The sequence below is a fragment of the Kribbella steppae genome, assembly GCF_004342025.1.
GTDB classification, from domain to species: domain Bacteria; phylum Actinomycetota; class Actinomycetes; order Propionibacteriales; family Kribbellaceae; genus Kribbella; species Kribbella steppae.
This window is the reverse complement of sequence record NZ_SLWN01000022.1, coordinates 32,209-44,326: the sequence shown is the minus strand read 5'-3', so window position 1 is coordinate 44,326 and position 12,118 is coordinate 32,209. Positions and strand designations below refer to the sequence as shown.

Here is a 12,118-nt window from a genome sequence, read left to right as displayed (position 1 = left end):
TGACTTCGCTGGTCAGGCGAGGACCGCCCGGCGGGATCCTGGCGTGGGCGTTAGGGTCGGGGCATGCGCGAACACGCACAGCGGCTGAACGGGCTCGGGACCACGATCTTCGCCGAGATGTCCGCCCTCGCGGTGGCGACCAACTCGGTCAACCTCGGCCAGGGGTTCCCGGACCGCGACGGGCCCGACTCGCTGCTCGAGGACGCGATCACCGCGATCCGCGCCGGCGCCAACCAGTACCCGCCGGCCCGCGGTGTCCCCGCGCTGCGCCAGGCGATCGCCGACCACCAGAAACGCTTCTACGATCTGTCGTACGACCCTGACACCCAGGTCCTCGTCACCACCGGCGCGACCGAGGCGGTCGCGGCCGCCCTCCTCGCGTACGTCGAGCCCGGCGACGAAGTGATCGCGCTGGAGCCGTACTACGACTCGTACTCGGCCGGCATCGCCTTCGCCGGCGGCCGCCGCGTCCCGGTCACCCTCCGCGCCCCGGACTTCCGCCTCGACCTCGACGAACTCCGCGCCGCCGTCACCCCGCGCACGAAGGTCCTGCTGATCAATTCCCCACACAACCCGACCGGCACCGTCCTCACGGACGACGAACTCCGCGGCGTCAGCGAGGTTGCAGTCGAGCACGACCTGATCGTCATCACCGACGAGGTCTACGAACACCTCGTCTTCGACGGCCGGCCGCACAAGCCACTGGCGTCGTACGACGGAATGGCCGAACGCACCGTGTCGATCAGCAGCGCCGGCAAGACCTTCTCCGTCACCGGCTGGAAGATCGGCTGGGTCACCGGCAGCCCTGCGATCGTCACCGCGGTGACCACGGCCAAGCAGTTCCTCACCTTCACCTCCGGCGCCCCGTTCCAGCCGGCCGTCGCCGGGGCGCTTGCCCTAGGCAACGACTACTTCGACGCCCTCCGCGCCGACCTGCAGGCCCGCCGCGACCTCCTCTGCGACGGCCTCGCGGACCTCGGCTTCGGCGTCCACCGCCCGCAGGGCACCTACTTCGTCACCACCGACATCCGCCCCCTCGGCCACACCGACGGCATCGACTTCTGCCGCATGCTCCCCGAACGCACCGGCGTCGTCGCCATCCCCCACCAAGTCTTCTACGACAACACCGAGGCCGGCCGCCCCCTGGTCCGCTGGGCCTTCTGCAAACAACCCCAAATCCTCCAAGAAGCCCTAACCCGCCTCCAAAAACTCTGACCCCACCGACGTGTGGATGTCGCACGACAGCCGTCGGCTACTTGTGGCATAGTGGGGGTAGCTCGCCACGCGCTGCTTGGTGAGAAGTGAAGCTGGGATTCCCACCGGATGATGGGGCCCAGCTTTCGCGCTTTCTAGCGGACCGCGACCTGATGGACGGCAACCAGCTCGGACAGCGCCAGCAGCCACCTCTGCTCCCCGAGGTTGGCCGCCGTCACGGCGCGAGCCGACCACGACGATCGCCACAACCCCGAGCGCAGCAACGGTCTCGACGATCAGATCCCTGCGTTTGGTGGACTCGGCGACCCAGTGGAGGCGGACGATCTTTCGCTCCGTCAACGCGCGGAGGTCGTCGCGGAGGCCCTCGATCGCGTCATCGTCGGCAATCACCGCCGCGAGCGTGTAGGCGCCTGGCCGGTCATCGCCGCCGACAACGACGGACTCGTCGACCCATGCGATCAGCGGCGAGTCCGGCGCGGATGAGTTGTGCACCAACGGATTCTGCAGCAGTTGGTGATCGCGTGCGCGGCGCCATCCACAGGACCCACGGGGCAGCGTGGGGCATTGCGGGGCAGATTGCCTGCGTGCGATTAGTTGGGGAGGAAGCGGGCGAGGGTTTCTGGGTCTCGGGCGACGGCTGTGGTGTTGTCGTCGGCGGTGAGGATGGGGCGTTGGATGAGGATGGGGGTTTCGGACATCGCCTGGATCCAGTCGGCGCGGTGGGCCTCGTCGCGGGGGAGGTCGCGGAGGGGTTTGGCGGCTGGTTCGTTGTGGCGGACGAGGTCCCAGGGTTCGAGGTTGAGGCGCTCCAGGACGGCGGTGAGCTCCTCGGGGGTGGGTGGGTCGTCCAGGTAGCGGCGGACGGTGTAGGTGATGCCGGCTTCGTCGAGGGCCTTGGTGGCTGTGCGGCATTTGGAGCAGGCGGGGTTGATCCAGATCTCCACGGGGTGAGGCCCTTCGGTCAGCGGTGGCGGAACCAGAGCCTGGTCGGCTGCTGGAGCATCAGGAACAGCAGCGTGCTGTGGATGGCGAGGCCGAGGATGCTGTTCGGCAATGCCATCAGGCCACCGGCGATGCCCACCGCGGCAACGCCGATCAGCAGGTAGCGTGACCAGGCGTAGCGCTTGCGCAGGTAGATCGCCGGGACGATGTAGGCGACGGCGCACGCGAGGATGACGGCGACGACCATCCCTTGGGCGTCCTTGGAGCCGGTGACGATCTCGGCGATCTGTTCACCAGCCGAGGTGAACACGAGGCCGGCGAGCAGGATGCACATGGCGCCGAGGCCGAACGAGATCACCGCGGCGATGGTGACCTGTTTGGGTGGGGTCGCGTCCTGATGCGGCTGGGTGCCGAACGCACCGCCGTACGCCCCGGGAAGGTCGCCGTACGGGCTCTGTCGATCACCGTACGGCGGCGTGCCGGGCGGCTGTGGACCCGGCGGGGGTGAGCCGGAGGGTCCGCCGCCCGAGCCGAAGACGCCCTGGTACGGGCCAGGACGCTCCTCGCCGGAGTTGTTGCCGTGCTGCTCGGTCATGCCTTGACGTGTTCCTTCCACCGCTCCCCCCCCGATCCTCCCAGATCCCCCAAACGCGCCGTGTCCTGACGCTCAGGAGCCCGTGATGATGCGGATGTCGAGGTGGGGGAAGGTCAGAAAGGGGTGGAGGTCGTCGGCGGTGAGGTTCTTGCCAGGGAAGTAGGCGGCGTTGGGGTGGAAGTGGACGGTGGTGCCGGTGGTTGGCGTGGTGGGGATGGGGTCGAGGTCGGTCACCGGGAGGCCGAGTTCGTAGCGTTGGGTCCAGGAACCGTTCAGGCGGCGGTTGGTGTGGACGAGCCAGTCGCTGAGAGCGGCGACGACGGACATGCCTCGGCGGGGGTTGGTGCCGGGGAGGAGCGGGCTCTCTGGGTTCGCGAAGAAGCGGAGGTCCTGGGTGGCCATGATCGGCTTCTTGATCAGCTGACCGTGTTCGTCGACGCGGGTGTCGGTGCCGCGACCGTTGTCCTCGATCGCGATGGAGCCGTCGGTGTGCAGGGTGACTGTGCAGGTGCCGCGTCGGCTTGCTGATTCGGCCTCGTCTTCGGGGTACGCGATGACTTCCAGCACTAGGTGGATCAGGCCGCCTGGGGCGTACCGAGCTGGGTCGGAGCGGATCTGTTCCAGGTGATCCTGGTCGACCGCGCCGGCCCAGTCATGCGTCGTGTTCACCCATTCGGCGCGCGGATTCGTCACGCACCCATTCTCCCGTCACCACCTCCCCGGACAGGCAGCCGGGCCCGCACGATGCGGGCCCGGCCGGGTGGTCAGGCGGGGGCGACTTCCAGGGCGTCCTTGGCCTCGCTGAGAGTCACCTTGACGGTGTCGCCGTCTCGGATGTCGCCGGCGAGGATGCCTCGGGCGAGTTCGTCGCCGATGGCGGACTGGACCAGGCGGCGGAGGGGGCGGGCGCCGTAGACCGGGTCGTAGCCGGTCATGGCGAGCCATTCCATCGCGTCGTCGCCAACGTCCAGGGTGATCCGGCGGTCGGCCAGGCGGCGCTGCAGGGCGGTGATCTGGAGGGCGACGATCTGGGTCAGTTCCTCACTGCCCAGGGCGTCGAACAGCACGATCTCGTCCAGCCGGTTGATGAACTCCGGCTTGAACGACTGCCGCACCACGGCCATCACCTGGTCGCGCTTCGCCTGGTCGTCCAGCCTGAGGTCGGCCAGGTACGCCGAGCCGAGGTTGCTGGTCAGGATCAGGATCACGTTGCGGAAGTCGACCGTACGGCCTTGGCCGTCGGTCAGGCGGCCGTCGTCCAGCACCTGCAGCAGGATGTCGAAGACCTCGGGGTGCGCCTTCTCCACCTCGTCGAGCAGGATCACCGAGTACGGGCGCCGACGCACAGCCTCGGTGAGCTGGCCGCCTTCCTCGTACCCGACGTAGCCGGGTGGGGCACCGACCAGCCGCGCGACGCTGTGCTTCTCGCCGTACTCCGACATGTCGATCCGGACCATGGCGCGTTCGTCGTCGAACAGGAAGTCCGCGAGCGCCTTCGCCAGCTCGGTCTTGCCGACACCGGTCGGGCCGAGGAACAGGAAGCTACCGGTCGGACGGTCCGGGTCGGAGATGCCCGCGCGGGCCCGGCGGACGGCGTCACTGACGGCCTTGACCGCCTTGCGCTGGCCGATCAGCCGGCGACCCAGCTCGTCCTCCATCCGGAGCAGCTTGCCGGTCTCGCCCTCGAGCAGCCGGCCGGTCGGGATGCCGGTCCACATCGCGATCACCTCGGCGATCTCGGTCGGGCCGACCTCCTCGTTGACCATCGCGTCCGGTCCGTCGGTGACCTCGGGCTCGGCGTCAGCCGCCTCCAGCTCCTTGGTGAGCTCGGGAATCTCGCCGTACAGGATCCGGGCGGCGGTCTCCAGGTCGCCGTCGCGCTGGGCGCGCTCGGCCTGGCCGCGAAGCTCGTCGATCCGCTCCTTGACCTCGCCGACCCGGTTCAGGCCGGACTTCTCTTTCTCCCAGCGGGACTCGAGTGCGCGCAGCTCCTCCTCGCGGTCGGCGAGGTCGGTGCGCAACCGCTCGAGCCGCTCCTGGCTCGATGGGTCCTCCTCGCGGGACAGCGCGAGCTCCTCCATCTTCAGCCGGTCGACGGTACGGCGCAGCGAGTCGATCTCGACCGGGGACGAGTCGATCTCCATGCGCAGTCGGGACGCCGCCTCGTCGACCAGGTCGATCGCCTTGTCCGGCAGCTGGCGGCCGGTGATGTAGCGGTGGGACAGCGACGCGGCGGCGACCAGCGCACTGTCGGAGATGGCGACCTTGTGGTGCGCCTCGTAGCGCTCCTTCAGACCGCGCAGGATGGCGATCGAGTCTTCGACCGAAGGCTCGCCGACGAACACTTGCTGGAACCGACGCTCCAGCGCCGGGTCCTTCTCGATGCGGGTCCGGTACTCGTCCAGAGTGGTGGCGCCGATCATCCGCAGCTCGCCGCGGGCCAGCATCGGCTTCAGCATGTTGCCGGCGTCCATCGCGCCCTCGCCGGTCGCACCAGCGCCGACGACCGTGTGCAGCTCGTCGATGAACGTGATGATCTGGCCGTCGGACTCCTTGATCTCGGTCAGCACCGCCTTGAGCCGCTCCTCGAACTCACCGCGGTACTTCGCGCCGGCGACCATCGCGCCCAGGTCGAGGCTGATCAGCCGCCGGCCGCGCAGCGACTCGGGCACGTCACCGGCAACGATCCGCTGGGCCAGCCCCTCGACGACGGCGGTCTTGCCGACACCGGGCTCACCGATCAGGACCGGGTTGTTCTTGGTACGACGAGACAGCACCTGGACCACCCGGCGGATCTCGGAGTCGCGCCCGATCACCGGGTCGAGCTTGCCGTCCTTGGCCCGCTCGGTCAGGTCGACGCCGTACTTCTCCAGTGTCTTGGTGGTGCCCTCCGCCTCCGGCGAGGTGATCCGGCGGTTGCCGCGCATCCGGTCGAACGCCTGCAGCAGCGCGTCGGCGGTCACGCCGAGCGCAGTCTTCGCGTTGCCTTCGACGGTGGCGAGCGAGATCAGCAGGTGCTCGGTGGAGACGTACTCGTCCCCGAGCCCGAGGGCCCGCTGCTCCGCCTGGTTCAGCACATCGCTGGTCTTGGGCGACAGGCTCGGCGCCTGCACGCTGCCGCCGCTCGCCTTCGGCAGGCGGCTCAAGAATTCCGCGGTCCGGCGGCGTACGGCGTTGACGTCGGCGCCGGCGGCCTCGAGCAGGCCGACGGTGGTCCCCTCCGGCTGCGCGAGCAGCGCGGACAGCAGGTGAATCGGCTCCACGGTCGGGTTGCCCGCCGCGGAGGTCTGACGGATCGCGACCGACAGGGTTTCCCGGGCCAGCGTCGTCAGCCGCTGAACGTCCATCTGGTTCCAGCCTTTCAAGCTCAACTAACAGCAAACAGTGGATACAAACCTATCCAAACTTGAGTCCATTCCACTCAACTCTGAGAAATCCTGGGGTCAAGTCAGGGTCCCCAGGGGCGAGCGGTGGTTCTACTACTAGTTGTATCCGTTTGGTGGCTGGTGGTTGAGCATGAGTTGGCGGGCTGTGGACAACCGGCTCGGTGTGCGGAGAGGCCTCGGGCCCCACCTGCATCCGCGGGCCGCGATCGACGTGCGCTTCCAGGCCGAGGTGAAGGCGGCGCGCGCCGTACCGCTGCTGGTGGAGTCCCTCCGGGCCGATCCGGAGCTGGCCGCCCGGACGATGATCACGTCGTCCCACGCCGACATCCTCCTCGCCGTGCGGCGTGCCATGCCGTCCGCCAACACCGGCCTGATCTTCGGCCGGACACCCGCGATCGCCGACGTACTCGCCCTCACCCGTGCCGCCGAAGCAGGCACAGCCCTCTGCGGCATCGCCGGCCTGACCGCCGAGGGCGTCCGAGAACTCCACGCAGCCGGCCTGGACGTCACAGCGTGGCCAGTCCCCGACCCGGCCACCCTGGATCGGGCTCTGGCCCTGGACGTAGACGGCATCACCACAGACAACCCGCACCTCCTCCAGCCAGTGAGGTAGCGGACCTCCAGGCCATCACAAATGCCCCGCCCGCCGCCTGCCCCGCGGGCCGCCCGCCGCCCACCCCATCCGTGATGGCCTGGCGGTCCGGGGATCACAGCTGTCACATCCGTTTCGGACTCGAGGCGGGACAGCTTCTGGGGCGGCGTCGGCCGGGTTGCCGGTGTCGAAGGAGTCGTCGTACCCGACCTTGACGATGTTGTTGCGCAGCTTGAGGATGTCCGGTCCGCAGCCGACGTCACAGCTCCAGCGTGCTCGGTTTGGTGCAGCTCGGCCGCGATCTCCGGATCCGAGTTGCCCTTGGCAACCACTCCCGCTCCCGCATCACCGAGGACTCGGTGTCGCTCACTCGGTGAACTCGGAGGCGCGGATGCGGTAGACCTGCAGGTTCAGGTCGTAGTACTTGTCGGTCTCACCGACCCACTCCATCCCGAGCCGGCCGGCGGTGGCGATGGCGCGCTTGTTGTTCGGGCGGGCGACGGCGAACAGCTCGTCGGTATCGGCATCCTTGAACGCCCACCGCATCAGCGCATGGCTGGCCTCGGTCGCATAGCCGTGACCCCACGCGCTCGGCCGCAACTGCCAGCCGATCTCCAGATCCTCCTCGTACGGCGGGAGCAATCGGATCAGCAGGGCGCCGAGCACCTCGCCGTCCTCCCGGCGGACGATGGCCCAACGGCCTGCCGGTACGACGAAGTTCGGTTGCGCCTCGATCCAGGCACGCAGGACGGCACGCATGGTGTCCACGTCGGCGACTTGGTCGATCGCCGGTGAGAGCCACGGCGCCACCTCGGGCGAGCCGTAGATCTCGAGTGCGGCGTCGGCGTCGTCTTCTTCCCAATCCCGGATCAGTAACCGGTCCGTCTGCAGACTGAGCGTCACTCAGCCAGAGTAGGTCGCGTTGTCAGGTCTGACGAGAGAGCCGCAGGGCGGTCCTGGAACGGACCACCCTGCGGGGGCCGAAGGGCGCCCGGGGGGTGGGGCGCGCCTTCGGCGGTGGAGACATCGGGGGGACGACATCTCCACTGGCCGGAGGGTCCGAGGGGGGATCGGACGCCTCCGGATCGGTGGGCTCGGCAACGATCGGCCTGAGCCCAGCTCGTGGTGTCAGCGGGGGCCCAGCTCCAACGGCTGGGTCCGGATCCAGCGGGTCGTGGTCTGCTGCCGGCCCATGGCGATCACATCGCCGGCCGGGCCGGCCGAGAAGACCCGGCTGCCGGTGCTCCGCTTGGAGGCACCGACACCGCGCTGGACTTCTGCCAGTAGCTGGTTGACCCGCTTGCGCAGGTCCTCCACTTCGGACTGTAGCGCGAGGACGTGCCGAATTCCCGCCAGGTTCACACCCTCCTCCTGGGACAGGTGCTGCACGTACCTCAGCTTCGCCACGTCGTACGCCGAGTACCGCCGGCCGCGACCGGACGCCCGGCTCGGCGTGACCAATCCGAGCCGGTCGTACTGGCGCAGAGTCTGCGGATGCATGCCGGCCAGCTGGGCCGCCACCGAGATCACGTAGATCGGGGTGCGGTCGTCCCAGGTCGGCACCTGGCTGAACGGGATGCCCATCACGTACTCCCGAACAACCCGGACCGCAGGTCAGGCTGGTCCGTGGCCGAACTGAACTCCTGCAGCTTGGCGCGCTGCTCTTCGCTCAACTCGTGCGGGACCTGCACCTCGATGGTGAGCAGGATGTCGCCCTTGCTGCCGTCCCGCCGGACCGATCCCTTGCCACGGACGCGCAGCTTGCTGCCGTTCGCCGTACCGGCGGGGATCCGGACCGTGACGGGCAGACCGTCCAGGGTCGGCACCTTGATCTCGGCACCCAGCGCCGCCTCGGTGAAGCTCACCGGGACGTTCAGCGTCAGGTGCTCGCCCTGACGACCGAAGATCCGGTGCGGCTTCACGTGCACGGTGACGTAGAGGTCGCCCGCGGGGCCACCCCGTTCGCCGGCCGCGCCCTTGCCCTTGAGCCGGATCCGCTGGTTGTCCTGCACGCCCGCCGGGATGCGGACCTGCATGGTCTTGCTCGACTGACCGCGGCCGGAGCCGTGGCAGGTCTCGCACGGCTGGTCGACGACCAGGCCGCGGCCCCTGCACTCGGTGCACGGCTCGGTCATGGCGAACACGCCGCCCTGGACCGAGGTCTGCATCCCCGTGCCCTCGCACTTCAGGCAGACCTTGGGCACCGTGCCGTACTTCGCGCCGGTACCACGACACGTCTTGCACGGCTCGTCACTGGTCATCCGGAGCGCCACGGTGACACCGTTGACGGCCTCGGCGAACTCGATCGTCGCCTCGGTCTCGATGTCCGCACCGCGCCGCGGCCGGGCCGTCGACGTGGTGGTCGTGGTCCGGCCGCCACCGCCGAACATGCCGCCCAGGATGTCGCCGAGGCCACCGCCGGCACCGCCGCCGGTCCCGCCCCGGTTGAACAGGTCGCCGACGTCGAAGTTGAAGCCGCCCTGTCCGGTGCTACCGCCCGGCATCCGGAAGCCGCCGCTACCGAACAGCCGGCGTGCCTCGTCGTACTCCTTGCGCTTCTTCGGGTCGCCGACGACGTCGTACGCCTCGGAGACCTCCTTGAACTTCGCCTCCGCGCTGGCGTCCCCGGCGTTGGAGTCCGGGTGGTACTTGCGCGCCAGCTTGCGGTAGGCCTTCTTGATCTCGTCGGCCTCGGCGGTCTTGGAGACGCCGAGAACCTTGTAGAAGTCCTTCTCGAGCCAGTCCTTCGTGCTCATCCGACGCCTCCCCTCCCGCCGTCTCGGCTACTCCGCAGGCTTGTCTGCGGGCTGGTCGTCATCTGTGCTCTCCGCCGGTACGTCGCCCTTGACGGCCTCGGCCGGCAGTTGCTCGGTCGGTTCCGAGACGGCCACCCGAGCCGGTCGCAGGACCCGCTCGCCGAGGCGGTACCCCGGCTGCATCACCATCGTCGCGGTCGGGCCGTCCACCTCGTCGGAGTAGTTGTGCAGCAAGGCCTCGTGGATCCGCGGGTCGAAGGAGTCGCCCTTCTCGCCGTACCTCACCAGGCCGAGCTTCTCGGTGACCCGCTCGAGCGACTCGGAGACCGCCTTGAACGCGCCCTCCAGCTCACCCGCCTCACGGGCCCGGCCGATGTCGTCCAGGATCCCGAGCAGCTCGGTCAGCACCGAGCCGACCACCAGCTCCCGGGAAGCCTCGCGGTCCCGGTCCACCCGGCGCTTGTAGTTGACGTACTCGGCCTGCAGTCGCTGCAGGTCCGCCGTACGCTCGGCCAGCGCCTCGGTCAACAGAGCCTCCTGGGCGGACGGGCCGATCAGGTCGGACGGGTCCCGCGGCGGTTGCGCGCCCGGGGTGCCCGGCATACCCGGCGCGGCGCCGGGCGCGGGAGCGTCCGAAGTGGGCTGCTCCCGCACCGCGCCGGTGTCCGGGTCGAGCCGGCGCTTGTCCCGGACGACGGGGTCACCGTCGCCGAACTCGCTGCCAGTCGGTCGATCCGTCACTTGTCCTCCGTCTTGTCCTGCGGCCGGTCCTCGTCCACGATCTCGGCGTCGACGACGTCGTCGTCGCTGCTCGAGCTCGAGGTGTCGTCGGACGACGCGCTCTCCTCGGATCCGCCGGCGGCCTGGGCGTTCGCGTACATCGCGGCACCCATCTTCTGGCTGGACTGGGCGAGCTTCTCCGACGCGGCCTTGATCGCGTCGGCGTCGTCACCCTCGAGCGCCTTCTTCAGCTCGGCGACGCCGTCCTTGACCTCGGTCTTGACGTCGTCGGGGACCTTGTCCTCGTTCTCGGACAGGAACTTCTCGGTCTGGTAGACGAGGCCCTCGGCCTGGTTGCGGCTCTCCACCGCCTCGCGGCGCTGGCGGTCCTCCTCGGCATACTGCTCGGCGTCGCGGACCATCTTGTCGATGTCGTCCTTCGGCAGCGCCGAACCGCCGGTCACCGTCATCCGCTGCTCCTTGCCGGTGGCAAGGTCCTTGGCGTTGACGTGCACGATGCCGTTCGCGTCGATGTCGAAGGTGACCTCGATCTGCGGCACGTTCCGCGGCGCCGGCGGCAGGCCGGTCAGCTCGAAGTTGCCCAGCGACTTGTTGTCCCGGGCCATCTCGCGCTCGCCCTGGTAGACCTGGATCATCACCGACGGCTGGTTGTCCTCGGCCGTGGTGAAGATCTCCGAGCCCTTGGTCGGGATCGTGGTGTTGCGCTCGATGATCTTGGTGAACACGCCGCCCTTGGTCTCGATACCGAGGCTCAGCGGGGTCACGTCGAGCAGCAGGACGTCCTTGACCTCACCCTTCAGCACACCGGCCTGCAGGGAGGCGCCGACGGCGACGACCTCGTCCGGGTTCACACCCTTGTTCGGGTCCTTGCCACCGGTCAGCTCCTTGACCAGCTCGGCCACCGCGGGCATCCGGGTCGAACCGCCGACCAGGATCACGTGATCGATCTTGGCCACGTCGATGCCGGCGTCCTTGATGACGGCCTTGAACGGGGCGCGGGCGCGCTCCAGCAGGTCGTTGGTCATCTTCTGGAACTCGGCCCGGGAGAGCTTCTCCTCCAGGTGCAGCGGGCCGGACTCGGTCAGGCTCAGGTACGGCAGGTGGATGGTGGTCTCGGCCGCGGCGGACAGCTCGATCTTGGCCTTCTCGGCGGCCTCGCTGAGCCGCTGCATGGCCATCTTGTCGCCGGACAGGTCGGTGCCGTTCTTGTTCTTGAACTGGGTCACCAGCCACGAGACGATCCGGTTGTCCCAGTCGTCACCACCGAGGTGGTTGTCACCGCTGGTCGCCTTCACCTCGAAGACGCCGTCGCCGATCTCCAGCAGCGACACGTCGAACGTGCCACCACCGAGGTCGAAGACCAGGATGGTCTGCTCGGTGCCCTTGTCCAGGCCGTAGGCGAGCGCGGCCGCGGTCGGCTCGTTGACGATCCGGTGCACCTTCATGCCGGCGATCTCACCGGCCTCCTTGGTCGCCTGGCGCTGCGCGTCGGAGAAGTAGGCCGGCACGGTGATGACCGCGTCGGTGACCTGCTCCCCGAGGTACGCCTCGGCGTCCCGCTTCAGCTTCTGCAGCACGAAGGCGCTGATCTGCTGCGGGGTGAACTTCTTGCCGTCGATGTCCACGCTCCAGGCCTCGCCCATGTGGCGCTTGACCGAGCGGATGGTGCGGTCGACGTTCGTGGTGGCCTGGCGCTTCGCCACCTCGCCGACCAGGACCTCGCCGTTCTTGGCGAAGGCCACCACCGAGGGCGTCGTCCGCGCTCCCTCGGCGTTGGGGATGACGGTGGGCTCGCCACCTTCCAGTACGGCGATGACGGAGTTCGTCGTACCGAGATCGATACCGACCGCGCGGGCCATGTGCTTACCTCCACGAAGTTGAGTGATGCGGA

At 68.8% G+C, this 12,118-nt stretch carries 12 protein-coding genes; 3 read left to right on the top strand and 9 right to left on the bottom strand.

Annotated features, from left to right (window positions below; genetic code table 11):
• The first annotated feature begins 63 nt into the window (after positions 1-63).
• Positions 64-1,215: a pyridoxal phosphate-dependent aminotransferase gene (locus EV652_RS40860; RefSeq protein ID WP_132215872.1), complete on the top strand. Its 1,152-nt coding sequence runs from the start codon at positions 64-66 to the stop codon at positions 1,213-1,215.
• A gap of 204 nt (positions 1,216-1,419) precedes the next feature.
• On the top strand, positions 1,420-1,698 hold the full coding sequence (locus tag EV652_RS40855) for a hypothetical protein (RefSeq protein WP_132215869.1): 279 nt from the start codon (positions 1,420-1,422) through the stop codon (positions 1,696-1,698).
• A 107-nt stretch (positions 1,699-1,805) separates the two neighbouring features.
• Here EV652_RS40855 and EV652_RS40850 read toward each other — a convergent pair whose 3' ends face one another.
• From EV652_RS40850 to clpB, 4 genes are all read right to left on the bottom strand, one after another.
• Complete coding sequence (locus tag EV652_RS40850) at positions 1,806-2,159, bottom strand: ArsC/Spx/MgsR family protein (RefSeq protein WP_132215866.1); 354 nt, start codon at positions 2,157-2,159, stop codon at positions 1,806-1,808.
• A 17-nt stretch (positions 2,160-2,176) separates the two neighbouring features.
• Positions 2,177-2,752 (bottom strand): hypothetical protein, encoded by a 576-nt coding sequence (locus EV652_RS40845; protein ID WP_132215863.1) that lies wholly within the window; start codon positions 2,750-2,752, stop codon positions 2,177-2,179.
• A gap of 72 nt (positions 2,753-2,824) precedes the next feature.
• Positions 2,825-3,445: an ATP-binding protein gene (locus EV652_RS40840; protein WP_132215860.1), complete on the bottom strand. Its 621-nt coding sequence runs from the start codon at positions 3,443-3,445 to the stop codon at positions 2,825-2,827.
• Positions 3,446-3,516: 71 nt separating this feature from the next.
• Positions 3,517-6,099, bottom strand: a complete 2,583-nt coding sequence (gene clpB / locus EV652_RS40835) for an ATP-dependent chaperone ClpB (protein ID WP_132215857.1) — start codon at positions 6,097-6,099, stop codon at positions 3,517-3,519.
• Between the two features lie 169 nt (positions 6,100-6,268).
• Here clpB and EV652_RS40830 point away from each other — a divergent pair, with 169 nt between their 5' ends.
• The gene (locus tag EV652_RS40830) at positions 6,269-6,751 is read left to right on the top strand and encodes a glycerophosphodiester phosphodiesterase (protein WP_132215854.1); all 483 of its coding nucleotides are present in this window, start codon (positions 6,269-6,271) and stop codon (positions 6,749-6,751) included.
• A 345-nt stretch (positions 6,752-7,096) separates the two neighbouring features.
• Here EV652_RS40830 and EV652_RS40825 read toward each other — a convergent pair whose 3' ends face one another.
• From EV652_RS40825 to dnaK, 5 genes are all read right to left on the bottom strand, one after another.
• Positions 7,097-7,633, bottom strand: a complete 537-nt coding sequence (locus tag EV652_RS40825; protein WP_132215852.1) for a GNAT family N-acetyltransferase — start codon at positions 7,631-7,633, stop codon at positions 7,097-7,099.
• Positions 7,634-7,858: 225 nt separating this feature from the next.
• Positions 7,859-8,314 (bottom strand): heat shock protein transcriptional repressor HspR, encoded by a 456-nt coding sequence (locus EV652_RS40820; RefSeq protein WP_132215849.1) that lies wholly within the window; start codon positions 8,312-8,314, stop codon positions 7,859-7,861.
• Positions 8,314-9,486: a molecular chaperone DnaJ gene (gene dnaJ / locus EV652_RS40815; RefSeq protein ID WP_132215846.1), complete on the bottom strand. Its 1,173-nt coding sequence runs from the start codon at positions 9,484-9,486 to the stop codon at positions 8,314-8,316. Before dnaJ ends, EV652_RS40820 begins: the two co-directional genes overlap by 1 nt.
• 27 nt (positions 9,487-9,513) lie before the next feature.
• Positions 9,514-10,227, bottom strand: coding sequence for a nucleotide exchange factor GrpE (gene grpE / locus EV652_RS40810; RefSeq protein WP_132215843.1), 714 nt, complete (start codon positions 10,225-10,227; stop codon positions 9,514-9,516).
• On the bottom strand, positions 10,224-12,086 hold the full coding sequence (dnaK, locus tag EV652_RS40805) for a molecular chaperone DnaK (RefSeq protein ID WP_132215840.1): 1,863 nt from the start codon (positions 12,084-12,086) through the stop codon (positions 10,224-10,226). Before dnaK ends, grpE begins: the two co-directional genes overlap by 4 nt.
• Positions 12,087-12,118 lie beyond the last annotated feature (32 nt).

What these genes read in the sequence shown, in the direction of transcription:
- EV652_RS40860 (WP_132215872.1), top strand. Translation starts at nt 64, where the DNA reads ATGCGCGAACACGCACAGCGGCTGAACGGGCTCGGGACCACGATCTTC.
- EV652_RS40845 (WP_132215863.1), bottom strand. Translation starts at nt 2,752, where the DNA reads ATGACCGAGCAGCACGGCAACAACTCCGGCGAGGAGCGTCCTGGCCCG.
- clpB (WP_132215857.1), bottom strand. Translation starts at nt 6,099, where the DNA reads ATGGACGTTCAGCGGCTGACGACGCTGGCCCGGGAAACCCTGTCGGTC.
- EV652_RS40830 (WP_132215854.1), top strand. Translation starts at nt 6,269, where the DNA reads ATGAGTTGGCGGGCTGTGGACAACCGGCTCGGTGTGCGGAGAGGCCTC.
- EV652_RS40820 (WP_132215849.1), bottom strand. Translation starts at nt 8,314, where the DNA reads ATGGGCATCCCGTTCAGCCAGGTGCCGACCTGGGACGACCGCACCCCG.
- dnaJ (WP_132215846.1), bottom strand. Translation starts at nt 9,486, where the DNA reads ATGAGCACGAAGGACTGGCTCGAGAAGGACTTCTACAAGGTTCTCGGC.
- dnaK (WP_132215840.1), bottom strand. Translation starts at nt 12,086, where the DNA reads ATGGCCCGCGCGGTCGGTATCGATCTCGGTACGACGAACTCCGTCATC.